Below are 19,846 nucleotides of genomic sequence, written 5' to 3'. Positions count from 1 at the left end.
AATGTATATTATGTAAACTAGTAAATTAATGAAATACTGACACTATAGGCTTTATGTGTCACCTACGGTGTCAGCAATCAAAGTTAACCGAAGCTTTCTAGATAATCACGTTCATTAAATGCTTCACGTATCCTGTTTTTTTGATCTAGCTTGTCATTTTCAATAAAATCAAGTTTTCCCTGTTCATTTACTCTAAAGCTCTTTATCATTTGTTTGTGCTGTTTAGTCATTCTTTTTCGCCCGTCCTCAGCAATATTAGTTACGAACTGACTACCAAAACAATCCTCTAAAATTGCCATTGATACCGAGACTTGACTTTCAACCCAGCTTCTAGTGCGATAGACTGATTTTTCCAGCGGTTGCATTGTCAAACGTACGCCTTTAACTTCGCCTAAGAAGTTAGACCAAAAATCACACACTTTCCAGCGACTTTTATTTGAATCACTTTTATTTGGAATTAAGAACGCTAAGTATTCCGCCATAATCGATTTAGCTAGCTCACCTATTTCTAAGTTACCAGCAGCAACCATATTCATGACCACTTGCGCCCGTTCTTGTCTTAACTGGATTTCATAACGATTCCAGAAATCAATACTTTTGTCTAAATCAACACCCTGAGAATTTACGAGTTGTGCGAGTTTATCATAAAAACGAAATTCAACGTCACCTTTACCGATATACAAAGTTTGTCCTGAAATTTCAGATTTATGTTGCATATCTCCGTTTTCAATGTATCTCCATGAACGAGTGCCAGCACTGCTTCTGAAATGTTTTTGTCGCATTTTACGATGTAATGTGTTAATATTTAAACAATTCACATAATCGTCAATGGCTACGTCTAAACGTGTTATGTGATGAATTGTGAAAGCTGATTTGATTAGATTAAAGAAATCAATCCAAGTTAGACCTTTCCAATTATTCTCTAAAAACCGACAGCCCTGTCCTTTCACGTCCAAGTGTGTCAGGGCTTTTTTTGTGCCTTGCGGATTGTCATTTCTAATCATAACCGTTATAAAGTTCTCGAATTTATACATATATTCATATTCGTTAGAATCAGCAAGTTTTTTACATTCGAAATCGTCAACAGACAGGTGAAGCATATCGCATAAACCATTCGAAAAAATATTTCCCTTAAAAGTCACAGAAAACCAGTCAACGCAAGCCTCAAGAGGGTTCCTAGATGTAGAGTGTAGGGGGGTGTTACTAGACCCCCCACTTGCGAAAATTTCCTCGTAATTTTTCATTTTGTCCGCCCTTCCTATCTCCGTTTTAGTCGTCAAGCGCAACCGCTTTGACGAGGCAACAGCCCGACAAATTCGGAAGTCCCTTCCCAATTCGCCTGACCGTTGATTATTCATATAAATCGACAGCAATTATTTTCGTTTCTGCTCGTTTGTTTTTTCCTCGGTGAAAAAGGTCAACAGTCAAAACTAACTTTGCATTTTTCTTCAGTTCGGGCAGTTCGATTTTATGATTAAGAATGAAGCTCAATTTCATACTTGTTTTAGGTAGCCTAACGTGCAATATGCGGCCTTGTCTACCTTCCGAGTATCCACGTTCATTTCTCAACGCCTCATAGCTGTAAAGCCGTTCAAAATACACGAAATCATAAGGCGTAATCATGAATCTATCAACAACAAAACTTCATTATCGTCAATGAGTTTGCGTACTTTCACAGCTTCCTCAAAACGTTCCTCAATCGGCTGTTCCTGATGCCGAGATAAGTTGTCAATCACCGCATAGGAATCATACAACTCTCTCATATCGTCCGTTTGAATATAGTTATATTTTGACTTGACAGGTAGCTTCGAATCTTTATTCGCATTCGCTATATAATACTCATATTCGACAGGGTCATACCATTTCTGAAAGACCCAGCGCCCCAGCAATGTACGACATTGAACGACCTCAAAAGTCTGTTCCCTGATAGGCTTAGCAACTCTAGTGAATACCTGACTTGTCGCCAATATTTTAATTGCCTGTTTTCTCTGCTGGGTAATTGTTCGCAGTATCGTTACTGGAAATGTACGCACTGTATTGTCAAAATCATTTTGAATCTCGTCCCAGCCAATCACAAGACCGTTATACCCCTGTTCCCTGACCAGCTTCGGCAAGTCAACTAAATCGTCCAGCGTGCTTAAACTCATATCTTCGTATCGATAACCGAAGTTCGTCGCTATGAATATGTCTTTATATTGCGCTCTATAACGTTCGAGCTGCTCGACCATACTAGACGTTTTCCCGCTACCTTGACAGCCTGAGTACAAACGTAAGCCGTATTCCTGAAACGGTTTAATGCCTGCACGCATTAACTTGATTCGTTTAGCAGAATCGACAGCTTTATATTTTATGAATTGAAATATTTTCAAGGTCAATTTCTCCTTTCCTAAATTTTCTTATTCGTTAAAAATTCATTGTGAGTAAAGGATTCGCGAGCGAATCTCTTTACTTCACAAATGGAATTTTTCGAACGACAGCAAAGAAAATATTTTTGATTAACGTGAAGTTGTCTCTTAGAATATATAAGCCCAATATCGATAAAATTAATGAAACACTGACCGCATTATCTAAGAAAGCGAACAGGTCACGAAGCGGGTTCAACATGCCCATATCTATGCCAAAATCAAACGTAGGAATTAAAGAGATAACAATATCAACTAAACCAAAAATCAGCTTAAAAACTAATTCTAAAAGCATTATTCAACCACCGCGTTTCTTTCATGTATCCAGCGATACATGTCAATTAAAAACCATAATAATATCCCACCGTTGGCGAATGGCTTCACAACTGCAAGGAATTTATTCAAGTGGCTCATTGGCAATTTAACTGTCCCTATCGCAATCGTGTTACCAGCAAGCTGACTAGAGCCGAAATCGACGTCTAAGTCTTCAAATGACTTTTGAGAGCCTGAGAAAAGATTTTTAATACTTGAAACTGAATCAAAAATGAAACTGAATTTCAGTTGAATCTTATCAGAAACACCCGTCCACTCATGGTCAAGGAAATCAAGATTTTCGGGAACTATTAGAGCTATGATTTTATCTAATAAATTGTTTAGAAAATCAAGAATATCCTTAAGCGAAGAGCCTAATGTCCCTATCAATTCTTTAAGAAAATCCCAAATGTTTGAACCAGCTTCGTTTACGATATTTCCAAAGCTCAATTTTGATAACAATGCTTCTAGTCTGTCAAAATCAAATGTTTTATTCATGAGCTTTACGAGATACTGAAGAATTAGATCCAGACGACCTTTTAGCAAATCGACCAGCTTAGTTAGTGTTTCAGCGTAATCGATTAAAACATTTATTCCCCGCATAGTTGAAATTAACGCTTGAAAAATATCCAACAACATATCTAAACTTTCGCCGAATCCTTCAACAATTGAGTACCTAATGCCGTACAACAACGTATCAAGAAATTCTGAAAAAATTCCAGTTCCCTTTCCGTCCTCAGCAGAAAAGTAATCATTTATAATAGCTCTTATGTCATTGACTGTGTAAATCCTCAGCGACTTCAACAAATCTTTTAAGCCTTCAAACTGTCCTTTAAGGAGTTTCATAAATACCCCGTCCTCCTCAAAATACATTTTGAACTTGTCAATAGAATCCTTAACAGCGAGCAAAGCAGCAATAATACCAACGTCAGACCAACTTGTTCCACCGTTTGTCTTAATCGCGTCTATTTGACTTTGAAGGTCGCTATCTTTAGCGGATGAGATAACACCCAACGCATTAATATTGTTCTGCAAATTCGTTACAGAGCTGTGAATAAAAGAATCAATATTATCCATTCGTTGACTATTCGCACTAATGTTCTTTTGTAAATTCGTTACGGAGCTATGCATATAACTATCCATATTTTCGATTCTTTCACTGTTTGCGCTAATATTTTTCTGCAAGTTCGTTACAGAGCTATGCATGAAACTGTCCATATTATCCATTCGCTCGGAGGTCTTCGTATTTAAGGCATTAATATTATTCTGCAAACTCGTTACAGAGCTATGCATAAATTTATCCATATTATCCATACGTTCCGAGGTCTTCGTATTCAATGCATTAATGTTATTCTGTAAACTAGTTACAGAGCTATGCATGAATGTATCCATGTTTCCAATCCGTGTACTATTTGCGTTAATATTGTTCTGCAAGTTCTTAACCGCTGTTTGCCAGCCAGCGTCTATATTATCCATTCGACTAGTTACTTTCGTATTCAACGCATTAATATTATTCTGTAAACTCGTTACGGAGCTGTGTAAATAACTATCAATATTATTCATTCGGCTAGTCGCTTTTGAATTCACGTTATTAATATTTGTCTGTAAATTTTTTACTGCATTATTCCAGCCAGCGTCTATATTATTCATTCGACTAGTCGTCGAGTTTTTCACGTCGTCTATTCTCGCATTTGTCGCAAAGATACTATTTTTTGTCGCCCTCAACAGCAAATCAAAATTAATACTTTCAGCGTTTGGCATGTGCCAAGCATAGATGTTCCAACCGTCAAACGCGCCGTTGATATACGCAACGTTCGCAGGTCCTCCACGTGTCGTCGAAAAGAACGCATTCGTCCACGTTGCTCGTGCCAAGGCTACTCTAGAACGAATTGAAGGGGATTCCAAAGACGAGCCGTCCTCACTCGTTGCGAGCTCGTCAGCACCTTGAAAAAGCGCAGAATCGGCTAACCAAGGCGGACTTATCGGGACGACTTCGGGAGCATATTCTTGATTTTCTTCATATTCGGCAACGGGTTCTTGCCCTTGAATACCCAAATCAGGAGTATCCAGCATATTTTCAGGGAGACCGCTATCAGCGTTATATAAATCACTACCCACATCATTTCCAGACCGTAAATCGTCAGCAGAGACAGTAACGGCAGAAATGAAAACGCAATGACAGACAGTAACAAGAATAAAAAAACTATACCTATCCACTTACCTATTTTTTTTAGATCAATCATGTTTTTTTCTCCTTTCATAAAATAGAAAAGGGCTAGGCTTTCGCCTAGCCTCAAATGAGTACATTAACCTTTAATCGCAGATTTACCGAAGCGCTTAGCGATTTTAGGAGCCGCAAAAAGGGCTGCAATAACCAAACCAGCAGTAATGATAACAATTGCATTATCCGTAAAGATTGAAGAAGCAAAGTCAACAACCCATTGTACAGGCTCAGACAAATCAACTTTCGGAGCAGTTGGCATAGTAATAGCACCAATTAAACCAAACATACGCTTAACCTCCTTTTAATATAAAATTATTGAAATTACTTTACTGGCAATATAAGAACCGAGCTTATAAAGGGCATAACCTGAAACAGCAACTAGCCCAATTACCAGTAAAGAAGATAGCAACCAATCTTGATTGACATTTGTTTGTGCTTGTTCTTCCTGATACGCTATTAAGGTCTCGAGATTTTCATTGAGTTTATTCAATGATTCGTCAGAAGCTGAACTGTCCGCACTTTCTATTTTGCTTAGAGCTTCTAACACAGAAGCACGAAACGACTGTTCTTGTTCTTTCTCCGTTACCTTCTCCGTATTAGATATTTCAGACTGTTTAGAATCCTCAGTAGCTTGTGTAGTACGTTCAGAACTTTCACGTTGAAGCTCCTTTTCGTATAATTCTTTGAGTGCCTTCAAATCGTTTTCGAGTGCCTGGAGGTCTTCTTTTTTCAGTTCGCTCATAACTAAGCACTCATAGCACTAAGGCAAGTAAACGACATATTATAACCACGTTTTTCGCACTTAAGTTCGACCGTGCAAGGGTCTTCTACTTTCACAGTAGCAACAAATGAGTCGTCACAGAAAAATTCTAAAATCTGATAAGAAACTGGGTCAGCAAATCTTGCGATTTTATACGGATTCCCTGTTTTACTTGTTTTTTCCTCGACGCCTCGATAAATTAATTTTGATGTATTTTTAAACATAAGCATTCCCCTTTCTTAATTGATATATATATTAAACACTTAAAAGTGTGTAATAGACTGTCAAAAAACTCCCAGAAAACTTTTATGAGAAAGGAACAATATAAAAGCCGATACAATGCTCTTTATTCTGATGAAGCGATACAAGTTTTTTTCTAAATTCAATACATTTTTCAAATGAAAGCCCCTCAATACCAGTCCAGCAATTATCACGCATGCAGAAAACAACATTATACTTTTTCATTTTGTCATATCCTTTCTTGTTAAAAAGTAACGAGTTTGCGTTAACAAGTAAATTATAACACTATTGCGTTATATGTCAACGCTATAAAGCTAACTTTTTTAATCAATATTTGATATAGTTTAATAAGTTAATGAACACGAAAGGAGCGGTTTCCGTGTCAAATACAGAAAAAACAAATGAACATGAATTAATCAAAGATAGAATATATTACTATTTAGAAAAGAAAGACATAACGATAAATCGCTTAGCACAGCTTTCAAATATCAGACAATCTACTTTAAGCTCTATTATAAATAGACAAGGTGTGCCAAGGGTTGACACAATACACCAAATTTGCCGAGGACTAAATATAACAGTTAAAGAGTTTTTTGACTTTCCGCCTTACAATAAAATAGATTTAGATACGAATAGCGAAGAAGAACTAATGAACTATCTAGAAACCGTCAGTGAGGAATTGCGCACTATACAAGAACGTATCAAACAAAAAAAATAAGAGTAGGGTCTTCCCTGCTCTTATTTCAAATGTGCAATGTATATTATGTAAACTAGTAAATTAATGAAATACTGACACTATAGGCTTTATGTGTCACCTACGGTGTCAGCAATCAAAGTTAACCGAAGCTTTCTAGATAATCACGTTCATTAAATGCTTCACGTATCCTGTTTTTTTGATCTAGCTTGTCATTTTCAATAAAATCAAGTTTTCCCTGTTCATTTACTCTAAAGCTCTTTATCATTTGTTTGTGCTGTTTAGTCATTCTTTTTCGCCCGTCCTCAGCAATATTAGTTACGAACTGACTACCAAAACAATCCTCTAAAATTGCCATTGATACCGAGACTTGACTTTCAACCCAGCTTCTAGTGCGATAGACTGATTTTTCCAGCGGTTGCATTGTCAAACGTACGCCTTTAACTTCGCCTAAGAAGTTAGACCAAAAATCACACACTTTCCAGCGACTTTTATTTGAATCACTTTTATTTGGAATTAAGAACGCTAAGTATTCCGCCATAATCGATTTAGCTAGCTCACCTATTTCTAAGTTACCAGCAGCAACCATATTCATGACCACTTGCGCCCGTTCTTGTCTTAACTGGATTTCATAACGATTCCAGAAATCAATACTTTTGTCTAAATCAACACCCTGAGAATTTACGAGTTGTGCGAGTTTATCATAAAAACGAAATTCAACGTCACCTTTACCGATATACAAAGTTTGTCCTGAAATTTCAGATTTATGTTGCATATCTCCGTTTTCAATGTATCTCCATGAACGAGTGCCAGCACTGCTTCTGAAATGTTTTTGTCGCATTTTACGATGTAATGTGTTAATATTTAAACAATTCACATAATCGTCAATGGCTACGTCTAAACGTGTTATGTGATGAATTGTGAAAGCTGATTTGATTAGATTAAAGAAATCAATCCAAGTTAGACCTTTCCAATTATTCTCTAAAAACCGACAGCCCTGTCCTTTCACGTCCAAGTGTGTCAGGGCTTTTTTTGTGCCTTGCGGATTGTCATTTCTAATCATAACCGTTATAAAGTTCTCGAATTTATACATATATTCATATTCGTTAGAATCAGCAAGTTTTTTACATTCGAAATCGTCAACAGACAGGTGAAGCATATCGCATAAACCATTCGAAAAAATATTTCCCTTAAAAGTCACAGAAAACCAGTCAACGCAAGCCTCAAGAGGGTTCCTAGATGTAGAGTGTAGGGGGGTGTTACTAGACCCCCCACTTGCGAAAATTTCCTCGTAATTTTTCATTTTGTCCGCCCTTCCTATCTCCGTTTTAGTCGTCAAGCGCAACCGCTTTGACGAGGCAACAGCCCGACAAATTCGGAAGTCCCTTCCCAATTCGCCTGACCGTTGATTATTCATATAAATCGACAGCAATTATTTTCGTTTCTGCTCGTTTGTTTTTTCCTCGGTGAAAAAGGTCAACAGTCAAAACTAACTTTGCATTTTTCTTCAGTTCGGGCAGTTCGATTTTATGATTAAGAATGAAGCTCAATTTCATACTTGTTTTAGGTAGCCTAACGTGCAATATGCGGCCTTGTCTACCTTCCGAGTATCCACGTTCATTTCTCAACGCCTCATAGCTGTAAAGCCGTTCAAAATACACGAAATCATAAGGCGTAATCATGAATCTATCAACAACAAAACTTCATTATCGTCAATGAGTTTGCGTACTTTCACAGCTTCCTCAAAACGTTCCTCAATCGGCTGTTCCTGATGCCGAGATAAGTTGTCAATCACCGCATAGGAATCATACAACTCTCTCATATCGTCCGTTTGAATATAGTTATATTTTGACTTGACAGGTAGCTTCGAATCTTTATTCGCATTCGCTATATAATACTCATATTCGACAGGGTCATACCATTTCTGAAAGACCCAGCGCCCCAGCAATGTACGACATTGAACGACCTCAAAAGTCTGTTCCCTGATAGGCTTAGCAACTCTAGTGAATACCTGACTTGTCGCCAATATTTTAATTGCCTGTTTTCTCTGCTGGGTAATTGTTCGCAGTATCGTTACTGGAAATGTACGCACTGTATTGTCAAAATCATTTTGAATCTCGTCCCAGCCAATCACAAGACCGTTATACCCCTGTTCCCTGACCAGCTTCGGCAAGTCAACTAAATCGTCCAGCGTGCTTAAACTCATATCTTCGTATCGATAACCGAAGTTCGTCGCTATGAATATGTCTTTATATTGCGCTCTATAACGTTCGAGCTGCTCGACCATACTAGACGTTTTCCCGCTACCTTGACAGCCTGAGTACAAACGTAAGCCGTATTCCTGAAACGGTTTAATGCCTGCACGCATTAACTTGATTCGTTTAGCAGAATCGACAGCTTTATATTTTATGAATTGAAATATTTTCAAGGTCAATTTCTCCTTTCCTAAATTTTCTTATTCGTTAAAAATTCATTGTGAGTAAAGGATTCGCGAGCGAATCTCTTTACTTCACAAATGGAATTTTTCGAACGACAGCAAAGAAAATATTTTTGATTAACGTGAAGTTGTCTCTTAGAATATATAAGCCCAATATCGATAAAATTAATGAAACACTGACCGCATTATCTAAGAAAGCGAACAGGTCACGAAGCGGGTTCAACATGCCCATATCTATGCCAAAATCAAACGTAGGAATTAAAGAGATAACAATATCAACTAAACCAAAAATCAGCTTAAAAACTAATTCTAAAAGCATTATTCAACCACCGCGTTTCTTTCATGTATCCAGCGATACATGTCAATTAAAAACCATAATAATATCCCACCGTTGGCGAATGGCTTCACAACTGCAAGGAATTTATTCAAGTGGCTCATTGGCAATTTAACTGTCCCTATCGCAATCGTGTTACCAGCAAGCTGACTAGAGCCGAAATCGACGTCTAAGTCTTCAAATGACTTTTGAGAGCCTGAGAAAAGATTTTTAATACTTGAAACTGAATCAAAAATGAAACTGAATTTCAGTTGAATCTTATCAGAAACACCCGTCCACTCATGGTCAAGGAAATCAAGATTTTCGGGAACTATTAGAGCTATGATTTTATCTAATAAATTGTTTAGAAAATCAAGAATATCCTTAAGCGAAGAGCCTAATGTCCCTATCAATTCTTTAAGAAAATCCCAAATGTTTGAACCAGCTTCGTTTACGATATTTCCAAAGCTCAATTTTGATAACAATGCTTCTAGTCTGTCAAAATCAAATGTTTTATTCATGAGCTTTACGAGATACTGAAGAATTAGATCCAGACGACCTTTTAGCAAATCGACCAGCTTAGTTAGTGTTTCAGCGTAATCGATTAAAACATTTATTCCCCGCATAGTTGAAATTAACGCTTGAAAAATATCCAACAACATATCTAAACTTTCGCCGAATCCTTCAACAATTGAGTACCTAATGCCGTACAACAACGTATCAAGAAATTCTGAAAAAATTCCAGTTCCCTTTCCGTCCTCAGCAGAAAAGTAATCATTTATAATAGCTCTTATGTCATTGACTGTGTAAATCCTCAGCGACTTCAACAAATCTTTTAAGCCTTCAAACTGTCCTTTAAGGAGTTTCATAAATACCCCGTCCTCCTCAAAATACATTTTGAACTTGTCAATAGAATCCTTAACAGCGAGCAAAGCAGCAATAATACCAACGTCAGACCAACTTGTTCCACCGTTTGTCTTAATCGCGTCTATTTGACTTTGAAGGTCGCTATCTTTAGCGGATGAGATAACACCCAACGCATTAATATTGTTCTGCAAATTCGTTACAGAGCTGTGAATAAAAGAATCAATATTATCCATTCGTTGACTATTCGCACTAATGTTCTTTTGTAAATTCGTTACGGAGCTATGCATATAACTATCCATATTTTCGATTCTTTCACTGTTTGCGCTAATATTTTTCTGCAAGTTCGTTACAGAGCTATGCATGAAACTGTCCATATTATCCATTCGCTCGGAGGTCTTCGTATTTAAGGCATTAATATTATTCTGCAAACTCGTTACAGAGCTATGCATAAATTTATCCATATTATCCATACGTTCCGAGGTCTTCGTATTCAATGCATTAATGTTATTCTGTAAACTAGTTACAGAGCTATGCATGAATGTATCCATGTTTCCAATCCGTGTACTATTTGCGTTAATATTGTTCTGCAAGTTCTTAACCGCTGTTTGCCAGCCAGCGTCTATATTATCCATTCGACTAGTTACTTTCGTATTCAACGCATTAATATTATTCTGTAAACTCGTTACGGAGCTGTGTAAATAACTATCAATATTATTCATTCGGCTAGTCGCTTTTGAATTCACGTTATTAATATTTGTCTGTAAATTTTTTACTGCATTATTCCAGCCAGCGTCTATATTATTCATTCGACTAGTCGTCGAGTTTTTCACGTCGTCTATTCTCGCATTTGTCGCAAAGATACTATTTTTTGTCGCCCTCAACAGCAAATCAAAATTAATACTTTCAGCGTTTGGCATGTGCCAAGCATAGATGTTCCAACCGTCAAACGCGCCGTTGATATACGCAACGTTCGCAGGTCCTCCACGTGTCGTCGAAAAGAACGCATTCGTCCACGTTGCTCGTGCCAAGGCTACTCTAGAACGAATTGAAGGGGATTCCAAAGACGAGCCGTCCTCACTCGTTGCGAGCTCGTCAGCACCTTGAAAAAGCGCAGAATCGGCTAACCAAGGCGGACTTATCGGGACGACTTCGGGAGCATATTCTTGATTTTCTTCATATTCGGCAACGGGTTCTTGCCCTTGAATACCCAAATCAGGAGTATCCAGCATATTTTCAGGGAGACCGCTATCAGCGTTATATAAATCACTACCCACATCATTTCCAGACCGTAAATCGTCAGCAGAGACAGTAACGGCAGAAATGAAAACGCAATGACAGACAGTAACAAGAATAAAAAAACTATACCTATCCACTTACCTATTTTTTTTAGATCAATCATGTTTTTTTCTCCTTTCATAAAATAGAAAAGGGCTAGGCTTTCGCCTAGCCTCAAATGAGTACATTAACCTTTAATCGCAGATTTACCGAAGCGCTTAGCGATTTTAGGAGCCGCAAAAAGGGCTGCAATAACCAAACCAGCAGTAATGATAACAATTGCATTATCCGTAAAGATTGAAGAAGCAAAGTCAACAACCCATTGTACAGGCTCAGACAAATCAACTTTCGGAGCAGTTGGCATAGTAATAGCACCAATTAAACCAAACATACGCTTAACCTCCTTTTAATATAAAATTATTGAAATTACTTTACTGGCAATATAAGAACCGAGCTTATAAAGGGCATAACCTGAAACAGCAACTAGCCCAATTACCAGTAAAGAAGATAGCAACCAATCTTGATTGACATTTGTTTGTGCTTGTTCTTCCTGATACGCTATTAAGGTCTCGAGATTTTCATTGAGTTTATTCAATGATTCGTCAGAAGCTGAACTGTCCGCACTTTCTATTTTGCTTAGAGCTTCTAACACAGAAGCACGAAACGACTGTTCTTGTTCTTTCTCCGTTACCTTCTCCGTATTAGATATTTCAGACTGTTTAGAATCCTCAGTAGCTTGTGTAGTACGTTCAGAACTTTCACGTTGAAGCTCCTTTTCGTATAATTCTTTGAGTGCCTTCAAATCGTTTTCGAGTGCCTGGAGGTCTTCTTTTTTCAGTTCGCTCATAACTAAGCACTCATAGCACTAAGGCAAGTAAACGACATATTATAACCACGTTTTTCGCACTTAAGTTCGACCGTGCAAGGGTCTTCTACTTTCACAGTAGCAACAAATGAGTCGTCACAGAAAAATTCTAAAATCTGATAAGAAACTGGGTCAGCAAATCTTGCGATTTTATACGGATTCCCTGTTTTACTTGTTTTTTCCTCGACGCCTCGATAAATTAATTTTGATGTATTTTTAAACATAAGCATTCCCCTTTCTTAATTGATATATATATTAAACACTTAAAAGTGTGTAATAGACTGTCAAAAAACTCCCAGAAAACTTTTATGAGAAAGGAACAATATAAAAGCCGATACAATGCTCTTTATTCTGATGAAGCGATACAAGTTTTTTTCTAAATTCAATACATTTTTCAAATGAAAGCCCCTCAATACCAGTCCAGCAATTATCACGCATGCAGAAAACAACATTATACTTTTTCATTTTGTCATATCCTTTCTTGTTAAAAAGTAACGAGTTTGCGTTAACAAGTAAATTATAACACTATTGCGTTATATGTCAACGCTATAAAGCTAACTTTTTTAATCAATATTTGATATAGTTTAATAAGTTAATGAACACGAAAGGAGCGGTTTCCGTGTCAAATACAGAAAAAACAAATGAACATGAATTAATCAAAGATAGAATATATTACTATTTAGAAAAGAAAGACATAACGATAAATCGCTTAGCACAGCTTTCAAATATCAGACAATCTACTTTAAGCTCTATTATAAATAGACAAGGTGTGCCAAGGGTTGACACAATACACCAAATTTGCCGAGGACTAAATATAACAGTTAAAGAGTTTTTTGACTTTCCGCCTTACAATAAAATAGATTTAGATACGAATAGCGAAGAAGAACTAATGAACTATCTAGAAACCGTCAGTGAGGAATTGCGCACTATACAAGAACGTATCAAACAAAAAAAATAAGAGTAGGGTCTTCCCTGCTCTTATTTCAAATGTGCAATGTATATTATGTAAACTAGATAAAATATAATTAACGAATAATTCAAAACACAACCTCTCACTCTCTCCAAATTTTTAATTCAATCAAAATAAGCAGCACATATAAAGAAAGCTTCTTGTATGTGCTGCTCTACTTATGAATAAAAAACGATATTTTGTTTAAAGGTTGCTAATCAAGAAAAGAAAAATTTAAATCAATAATCATTCTTTCTAATAGCGTCTCTATTTCCACATGAATTTTATTTGTATATGTCTCTAACTCATCAAATGGATTATAGTTAAACCTATGGTTTTCTAAATAGAGCCATATTTCATCTTAATTCTTTTTGAGAACTAACTTTTTTGACAGTTTAATGTTGAACGGGTTTATTCAATGTTTGACATAAGCATCAAAAGATAACTTCTTTTTGTAAATTTTTGATATATCAGATATCTTTAACTCTCTTAGGTTATTTATACTAATTTTCTCATTTATATCTCCCAAAATATTATATGGTTTTACTTTTTCTATGTCATCATTTTTTGCTAGTAATTCAAAAAGCTTATCTCCAAAATCATTTTGAATGTTAACCACTTCTAAATTAGTACGAGCACCGTTCCGCACTTTATCATGTAAACTATTCAATTCTTCTTCCAACCCTTGATTCTTAAACGTTAATAAGTCAACCAATTTATTATTAATCTGAGGTTGAAAGCTAGATTCTTTGGCAATCAAGGTATTCCTAACAATACGTTTATTATGTTGCTCTTTGCCTAATTTATAGTGAAAATAATTCAAACAAGGATCATCTAATACTTGTGGAAGATTGTTTTTATCGAATTCTTGTCTTTCATCTACTATAAATACTAAATCACAGTAAAAATAATTTCCAACATAGGTTCCTTTTATGTTCTTGGGTCTTGGTTCAGGAATCACATAAAAAATAATGTCATTTGTATTTGCTTTCATCAAATGACTTTCTTTACAATTTGTAGCCCTGAATCGTTTGCTCCAAATATAAGGACACCAATTGCTTTTTTCATCTAGTTTATCTGAAACAATTGTTTTTTCATCAAAAACGTAAGCCTCTCTTTGACTTGCTTTATGAAAAAAAATCCAATAATTCATCATATTTCCTCCATATATTTATCAATATTATCCTTTTGAGAAATTCCAAATTTAAATTTTTTAGACCAAACCTTTACTTTTATAATAGTTGTACTTCATAACTCCTTGTTCCACTGTTATGATTGGCGATAAATCGACTGTAATCGTATCAAAATTAATCAATTTTGCTAAAAATGCTTTATGACTCCCTCCTGAAGTTATGTAATATTTATCTGAGTTTATATCATAACTAGCAATAGGAGTTTCTGTAGCTGGGTTTTTAAGTAGTTTAACGAAACTTTCGGAATCGTTTATATATAGATTAACTAACTTATCGAGTTTCTCTTCCACTTTCAGTGTCGGAGTAGTCTTTCCATCAAGGAAATCCAGAAAAATATCCCCCCAATTATTGTAGCCTTTAAACCTATTGATCCCCACTATTCTCTTTACAGGTATTTCCTTTCTCTCTACATCAAAAACATCAGTTGTATATTTTCTGACCTCCATAACTTCAACAGGTATTGTCATTAATTCATCCACTGAAAGCGAATTGAAATCCCCAAGCATTTGTTTCAAACGAATAACACGCTGTTCATTTTCTATAATTAGAGCTTCCCATGCTTTAAAAGAGGTTTGTTTCTGTTTTCCGTCTAAAAAAGGAGCTCTCTTTAGTTTAATATCATTTTCCAGATTTCTTTTAAACCTTTTTTTATTCAGTAGCCTAACAATATAATTGCGATATTCATAACTAATAATATCGTCGATTACCTTACTTTTATCCCCCAAAAATAGTCATCCTGGTATTTCCAAGCTTTCAATTTTCCCCCTCATTTCTTATAATGTTAATCTTCTTACCTAATACTTTGATTTCTGAACATGCAATCAATTTCTTTGAAACTCATTCCTCCACAGGTTCATTGTGCATTTCTAATCTAATTCATCAGCAGCTTCTTCCAACACTATCTGAGTTTCACTTAAACGGTTCCAGCTACTAATCGTTTTTGAGAACTAAATACCGGCTTTCTATAAATTATCAGCCAAGTCAGTTTTATTATATAAAACATCTTCTCGAAGAATGCGACACATTTTTTCTGGTTCTTCAAAACAGGGGCTATGTGCCGAATTTTCAAAAGTATAAAATCCAACAACTGGAGCTTTAATGTTCTTTACAAACTGCTTCGACAGACTGTAAGAAACTTGATAATCAAACTGACCATGTAGCACATAAATTGGAACTTCTAATCTAGGTACTTCCTTTTCAAGATTCTTTTGTAGTATTATATCCCACAGGCAGTTCAATGCGAAAGAATTTCCCTTCATGAAACGAACTTTGTCCATTAATTTATAGCCTTTAAAACGAATAAGTATCCCTCCGATAGACATCACAGATCTACATTGTCGCATCAGTCCTATACCTAGTTTCATCATTGCAGCATTTCTAACAGATAAATAAGCAATCTCCACTTTAGCCCCTTGATTGATTGGTACTTTCTCAAGCTTCTTTATCATTTTTTTATCACCTCTAGTACGGAATTCATTTAACATATACTTATAGGCCAACCTTTCTGACTCTATTTGTTGATTCATTTGGCCTATCCCAATGTATGCCTGAAAAAGTTCAGGACTTTTTTGAACAGTTAATATTCCAAGTAAGGTTCCCCAAGAATGTCCCATAATGAAGATTTTCTCTTTAGAAAATCTTTCACGCAAGTAGCTGACCACAAAAAGTGTATCAGCTATCATTTGATTAATCGTCATTGTCTCTCTACTAACATTCTTTCGGTACGAAATACCACTACCTCGCTGTTCCCACCAACAGACCGTAAACAAATCTTCTAAGCCGGTAGGATATTCTTGAGTAAACATTATTTCAGGGGAACCAGGGCCACCATGTAAAAACAGTAATACTGGATTTCCAATATTTTTACTCTGTATAAACATCCCTTGTTTATTCCCATTTACTTCTATGAATATTTTTTCATTCAATTGTTTCACTCTTTTTGTCCTCATTTCTAACTTTTTTTTGACTCTCTTACCTGAATCATCAATTTCTATCGTTTTTGAGAATCCCAATTATTTTCTAAAGCCACTTTTATTGCTTCATTTTCTTACCTAAAATTTTAGATATATTGTTTGAGTGTTTCATAATCAACAGGCTCATTTGTAAAGTCAACATCCAAATGTTCTACATGTTCTTTTCCAGCCAGCGAGAGTAGCGGAACAAATCCATAGTCAGTTGAATTTGAAGACAGCTTTACTTCAACATCGCCAAGTTGAGAAACAAAAGGTGTATATTCTTCTTCTAATATCTATATCCCGCCGTTACGCTTTTACTTTAGCGTTGTTTTGGGCGGGGGGTTCTGGTACAATGTTAATAATTTATTGGTTCGACTATTGCCGATAAGGTGAAGCGATTACATAGGATTATTTCGGAGGATAAAACATGAATTCAACAGTTACTTTCTATATTACTCGACATGGGGAAACATTACTTAACTATTTACATAAAGCACAAGGTTGGGCAGATTCCCCATTAACTGAAAGAGGAATCCAAACAGCCTCACAACTAGGACTGCAACTGAAAAATGTCCAATTTTCGGCTGCATTTTCCAGTGATACATCCAGAGCTTTACAGACTGGAAAAAACATATTAACTGCACAGGGGCAAAATGAACTGCAAGTTATTACTGATGAAAGGCTCCGTGAGTGGTGTTTGGGCTGCTGGGAAGCAGAAAATAATGATAAATTTATTTCCAGTATGATGAATGAATTACAGATACAAAATGATTTTGCAGAACTTAATTTCCGTCTGCCGGAAGTTCATGAGATTATTTATAAATCCGACACAACAGGTATGGTTGAACCGTTTCATATGATTACGGATAGATTGGAAAGTTTTCTCAAAGATACAGCTGATAATTTTATTCACTTGAATAATCCAAACGTCCTGATTGTTACTCACGCTTTTACTATTAAAACATTGTTGTATTTGTTTTCAAAAGAAATGTTGCGAAAAAGACCTAAAATCAAAAATGTCGATATTATTACTATTAAGTGGGATGGCAAAAATTTTTCTATCCTTACATAATAAGCATGATACACCTACTGCTAAGGAACACTATATACAAAAAATCTTTTCTAAATACTCATCTGGATATTTATTTATATACTCGCAGTGTCCATAACCATTAAAAAACTGGATATCTACATTTCCAGTTTTTTAATGGTACGGTTACTAAATCATGCGTTTTTTTACTTCCAAATAGAAAAGGTAATTTCCTACTTCCCTCTAACAATCGTTTTGTGAAAGACGGACTTTGCTTAAATTCGAAAAATCCAAATGATACCATCACAAGTCTTTAGCTTTCATCAAGTCAATTCTCTTTTGATTTTCTTTTTTAGAATTCAGATATCCTTTATACCACACACCAATAAATGCTATCGGAGCAACTAATACTGCTAACGAAAAATTAGTTGAATCAGCAAGATACATCCAACCAGATACTACTAGGAAAAGAATAGGTAAAAAAGAACCCACTATCTTTTTCTGATGTAAACCTAGTTGATATTGAACGGCAATCAATAAAAAAATAATAACAAAAACAACTAAAGTTCTCACACATTTTCCTCCTTGCTTTGCTTCTCATATTTTTCAATAATTATTTTTGCGATATTAAGGTCAATCTTTTCATCTACAGCTAATTCCTTAATAAAAGATCTGAATGGTTGCTCATCTCTCTTATCATTGATTTGAATTTTTTGGATCAGCCTATCTAACCTTAAACGAACGGTAGGGTATGATACATCATAGAATTTTGCTACCTCTTTGATATTGCCCGATTTTAAAATAAAGTTTTTCACAAATTCTGCATCTTCACTTTCTAAAGACGAGAACCAATTAGGTACATCTTCAATATTTATAATAATCACCTCAACAATGTATTTAATAATATTAATTATATCTTTAATATTATTAAAGTCAACAATAAAAAAGCCTTCTTAATTAGAGACAACCTTCCTACTTTTATTTAAAAAATAGACAACACCTCCGATTATTGTCATTTACCGTAGAAGCTATACTAAAATCAGATTCTTCATCAATACCAATGATAATGTATGCATCTCTGTCCTCTAGATTATTTGCCATGCACATAATATCATGTAGTAATGCCCCTTTATCATCATGCCATTTTTTTGAAATCCCAGTATGGCCCCTCTACTTTGGAATCTATTAAGTTCAAGATCTCGTGTTCAAACTTTTTAATAGTTTCCCCCTCCTCTTTTTAGTAACAACGATTTAGCTGGTTTACCTACTTTCTATTTTCAAAATCATGGCACTAAATCAGCTAATTACTGTCTATAATTCAAATAACTTCATTTTGATTGGTTCCAACTACTGATCCTTTTTGAGAACTAATTTTTCTAAAATTCTAGGTGTAAAGTTTTCATCTTGAACAATTGTATTTGCTGCCAAGCCAGAAACTAATGCTGAAACCAGGATTACCATTGCTGCCTTCATCATAATCAAAAACTTCACTATAATGTCAGTCTTTTTCTGATTGTAAGCTACCTGATAACTTATTTATTCTAAGAATATATTCTTTCTCACTAACTAGCATAGCAAAGAAATCTTCTAACCTTCCTGCTTTCTCAATCTCAGTAAAAAAAGATTCATGGTCAGTACTATATACAACAGGGTTTTTCATATCTTTATCAGCACAACATACAAAATAAAAATTTGGAAAGCTGTCTGTCTCACCAATTATTATAAATTCAAGAAATTCTTCATTAATAACCTTTCTTATCACGTTCTTGTCAAGATCACCAAATTCTCTATGGTCCTCTGTTCCATGTTTAAATGGCGTAAATAATTTTGTCTGATATTGTATACGAGGATATGGAATATCTGAATATGAAATATTTTTTCCTTCCTTTAATTTCTTATAAATGTCATCCTGTAAATAATATTCAAAATCACCAAAAAGATAAGATTCAGAAAAAACAATGTTCTCCAAATTGCTTATCATAGACTTATTATCAAAGTGACATTTTCCGCCTAATTCAATAACTCTTGCTTCAATATTCTCTTGTACATTTTTTATCAATTTTACTCTTCCTCTCAAATTTTCGTAAATACTAATATATGATATGAAGTTGTTTGTTGCTGTTCTGCTGTTTTTGGGTTTTAAACTTAACAGATATTTTGATCACAAAAGCCTCTCTTCCGTTTGAACTATTTGAATAGATCCTTTTTGAGAACTACCATCTCGTACTCAACGTAGCGTATATAGCCCATGCAATCACTACTACTAACCCAATGATAACCGGGCTGAAAATTAACATAACCATACCTATAATCATTTTACCAATTGGCAA

General features: G+C 35.4%; 26 protein-coding genes. 3 read left to right on the top strand and 23 right to left on the bottom strand.

The genetic code is table 11. The features are described from left to right. Window positions 1-83 precede the first annotated feature (83 nt). From ACYSNQ_RS03965 to ACYSNQ_RS03930, 8 genes are all read right to left on the bottom strand, one after another. Window positions 84-1,244: a replication initiation factor domain-containing protein gene (locus ACYSNQ_RS03965; protein ID WP_426081509.1), complete on the bottom strand. Its 1,161-nt coding sequence runs from the start codon at window positions 1,242-1,244 to the stop codon at window positions 84-86. Between the two features lie 106 nt (window positions 1,245-1,350). Continuing rightward, window positions 1,351-1,623: a hypothetical protein gene (locus tag ACYSNQ_RS03960; protein WP_426081507.1), complete on the bottom strand. Its 273-nt coding sequence runs from the start codon at window positions 1,621-1,623 to the stop codon at window positions 1,351-1,353. Next, a complete protein-coding gene (locus tag ACYSNQ_RS03955) occupies window positions 1,620-2,369 on the bottom strand; it encodes an ATPase (RefSeq protein ID WP_426081506.1) in 750 nt (249 codons plus the stop codon). Before ACYSNQ_RS03955 ends, ACYSNQ_RS03960 begins: the two co-directional genes overlap by 4 nt. A 76-nt stretch (window positions 2,370-2,445) precedes the next feature. Then, a complete protein-coding gene (locus ACYSNQ_RS03950) occupies window positions 2,446-2,697 on the bottom strand; it encodes a hypothetical protein (protein ID WP_426081505.1) in 252 nt (83 codons plus the stop codon). Then, window positions 2,697-4,931 carry a hypothetical protein gene (locus ACYSNQ_RS03945; protein ID WP_426081504.1) on the bottom strand — a complete coding sequence of 745 codons (2,235 nt, stop codon included), beginning with the start codon at window positions 4,929-4,931 and terminating at the stop codon, window positions 2,697-2,699. The genes ACYSNQ_RS03950 and ACYSNQ_RS03945 overlap by 1 nt, the downstream gene beginning before the upstream one ends. A gap of 89 nt (window positions 4,932-5,020) precedes the next feature. After that, window positions 5,021-5,224: a hypothetical protein gene (locus tag ACYSNQ_RS03940; RefSeq protein ID WP_426081503.1), complete on the bottom strand. Its 204-nt coding sequence runs from the start codon at window positions 5,222-5,224 to the stop codon at window positions 5,021-5,023. A gap of 15 nt (window positions 5,225-5,239) precedes the next feature. After that, complete coding sequence (locus ACYSNQ_RS03935; RefSeq protein ID WP_426081502.1) at window positions 5,240-5,680, bottom strand: hypothetical protein; 441 nt, start codon at window positions 5,678-5,680, stop codon at window positions 5,240-5,242. Window positions 5,681-5,682: 2 nt separating this feature from the next. Then, on the bottom strand, window positions 5,683-5,922 hold the full coding sequence (locus tag ACYSNQ_RS03930; RefSeq protein ID WP_426081501.1) for a hypothetical protein: 240 nt from the start codon (window positions 5,920-5,922) through the stop codon (window positions 5,683-5,685). A gap of 395 nt (window positions 5,923-6,317) precedes the next feature. Between ACYSNQ_RS03930 and ACYSNQ_RS03925 the strand changes: the two genes are divergently transcribed. Then, a complete protein-coding gene (locus ACYSNQ_RS03925; protein ID WP_426081500.1) occupies window positions 6,318-6,656 on the top strand; it encodes a helix-turn-helix domain-containing protein in 339 nt (112 codons plus the stop codon). A 118-nt stretch (window positions 6,657-6,774) separates the two neighbouring features. Here the strand turns inward: ACYSNQ_RS03925 and ACYSNQ_RS03920 are convergent, their stop codons facing one another. The 8 genes from ACYSNQ_RS03920 to ACYSNQ_RS03885 all read right to left on the bottom strand — a co-directional run bounded on the left by ACYSNQ_RS03920 (window position 6,775) and on the right by ACYSNQ_RS03885 (window position 12,613). Further along, on the bottom strand, window positions 6,775-7,935 hold the full coding sequence (locus tag ACYSNQ_RS03920) for a replication initiation factor domain-containing protein (protein WP_426081509.1): 1,161 nt from the start codon (window positions 7,933-7,935) through the stop codon (window positions 6,775-6,777). A gap of 106 nt (window positions 7,936-8,041) precedes the next feature. Next, window positions 8,042-8,314: a hypothetical protein gene (locus ACYSNQ_RS03915; protein WP_426081507.1), complete on the bottom strand. Its 273-nt coding sequence runs from the start codon at window positions 8,312-8,314 to the stop codon at window positions 8,042-8,044. Beyond that, window positions 8,311-9,060, bottom strand: coding sequence for an ATPase (locus tag ACYSNQ_RS03910; RefSeq protein WP_426081506.1), 750 nt, complete (start codon window positions 9,058-9,060; stop codon window positions 8,311-8,313). Before ACYSNQ_RS03910 ends, ACYSNQ_RS03915 begins: the two co-directional genes overlap by 4 nt. Before the next feature lie 76 nt (window positions 9,061-9,136). Continuing rightward, entirely contained in the window at window positions 9,137-9,388 is a 252-nt protein-coding gene (locus tag ACYSNQ_RS03905) for a hypothetical protein (RefSeq protein ID WP_426081505.1), read from the bottom strand. Continuing rightward, complete coding sequence (locus tag ACYSNQ_RS03900) at window positions 9,388-11,622, bottom strand: hypothetical protein (RefSeq protein ID WP_426081504.1); 2,235 nt, start codon at window positions 11,620-11,622, stop codon at window positions 9,388-9,390. The genes ACYSNQ_RS03905 and ACYSNQ_RS03900 overlap by 1 nt, the downstream gene beginning before the upstream one ends. Window positions 11,623-11,711: 89 nt before the next feature. Continuing rightward, on the bottom strand, window positions 11,712-11,915 hold the full coding sequence (locus ACYSNQ_RS03895; protein ID WP_426081503.1) for a hypothetical protein: 204 nt from the start codon (window positions 11,913-11,915) through the stop codon (window positions 11,712-11,714). A gap of 15 nt (window positions 11,916-11,930) precedes the next feature. Continuing rightward, complete coding sequence (locus tag ACYSNQ_RS03890; RefSeq protein WP_426081502.1) at window positions 11,931-12,371, bottom strand: hypothetical protein; 441 nt, start codon at window positions 12,369-12,371, stop codon at window positions 11,931-11,933. Window positions 12,372-12,373: 2 nt separating this feature from the next. After that, a complete protein-coding gene (locus ACYSNQ_RS03885) occupies window positions 12,374-12,613 on the bottom strand; it encodes a hypothetical protein (RefSeq protein ID WP_426081501.1) in 240 nt (79 codons plus the stop codon). A gap of 395 nt (window positions 12,614-13,008) precedes the next feature. Between ACYSNQ_RS03885 and ACYSNQ_RS03880 the strand changes: the two genes are divergently transcribed. After that, window positions 13,009-13,347 carry a helix-turn-helix domain-containing protein gene (locus tag ACYSNQ_RS03880; protein WP_426081500.1) on the top strand — a complete coding sequence of 113 codons (339 nt, stop codon included), beginning with the start codon at window positions 13,009-13,011 and terminating at the stop codon, window positions 13,345-13,347. Between the two features lie 406 nt (window positions 13,348-13,753). On the opposite strand, the gene ACYSNQ_RS03875 is transcribed toward ACYSNQ_RS03880, so the two are convergent. The 3 genes from ACYSNQ_RS03875 to ACYSNQ_RS03865 form a co-directional block, all read right to left on the bottom strand. Further along, entirely contained in the window at window positions 13,754-14,491 is a 738-nt protein-coding gene (locus ACYSNQ_RS03875) for a hypothetical protein (RefSeq protein ID WP_426081499.1), read from the bottom strand. Window positions 14,492-14,551: 60 nt separating this feature from the next. After that, window positions 14,552-15,256 (bottom strand): hypothetical protein, encoded by a 705-nt coding sequence (locus ACYSNQ_RS03870; RefSeq protein WP_426081497.1) that lies wholly within the window; start codon window positions 15,254-15,256, stop codon window positions 14,552-14,554. Window positions 15,257-15,493: 237 nt separating this feature from the next. After that, window positions 15,494-16,465 carry an alpha/beta fold hydrolase gene (locus ACYSNQ_RS03865; RefSeq protein WP_426081496.1) on the bottom strand — a complete coding sequence of 324 codons (972 nt, stop codon included), beginning with the start codon at window positions 16,463-16,465 and terminating at the stop codon, window positions 15,494-15,496. Between the two features lie 448 nt (window positions 16,466-16,913). On the opposite strand from ACYSNQ_RS03865, the gene ACYSNQ_RS03860 reads away from it, so the two are divergent. Further along, window positions 16,914-17,558 (top strand): histidine phosphatase family protein, encoded by a 645-nt coding sequence (locus tag ACYSNQ_RS03860; RefSeq protein WP_426081495.1) that lies wholly within the window; start codon window positions 16,914-16,916, stop codon window positions 17,556-17,558. Window positions 17,559-17,819: 261 nt separating this feature from the next. Here the strand turns inward: ACYSNQ_RS03860 and ACYSNQ_RS03855 are convergent, their stop codons facing one another. The 4 genes from ACYSNQ_RS03855 to ACYSNQ_RS03840 all read right to left on the bottom strand — a co-directional run bounded on the left by ACYSNQ_RS03855 (window position 17,820) and on the right by ACYSNQ_RS03840 (window position 19,575). After that, window positions 17,820-18,089, bottom strand: coding sequence for a hypothetical protein (locus tag ACYSNQ_RS03855; protein ID WP_426081493.1), 270 nt, complete (start codon window positions 18,087-18,089; stop codon window positions 17,820-17,822). Next, on the bottom strand, window positions 18,086-18,400 hold the full coding sequence (locus ACYSNQ_RS03850; protein ID WP_426081492.1) for a DUF2089 family protein: 315 nt from the start codon (window positions 18,398-18,400) through the stop codon (window positions 18,086-18,088). The genes ACYSNQ_RS03855 and ACYSNQ_RS03850 overlap by 4 nt, the downstream gene beginning before the upstream one ends. Before the next feature lie 463 nt (window positions 18,401-18,863). After that, window positions 18,864-18,992: a hypothetical protein gene (locus tag ACYSNQ_RS03845; protein ID WP_426081491.1), complete on the bottom strand. Its 129-nt coding sequence runs from the start codon at window positions 18,990-18,992 to the stop codon at window positions 18,864-18,866. A 22-nt stretch (window positions 18,993-19,014) separates the two neighbouring features. Further along, window positions 19,015-19,575 (bottom strand): hypothetical protein, encoded by a 561-nt coding sequence (locus ACYSNQ_RS03840; RefSeq protein WP_426081490.1) that lies wholly within the window; start codon window positions 19,573-19,575, stop codon window positions 19,015-19,017. Window positions 19,576-19,846: the final 271 nt, after the last annotated feature.

Source organism: Enterococcus sp. LJL51 (genome assembly GCF_054871795.1).
This window is presented reverse-complemented; position numbering and strand designations above follow the sequence as displayed.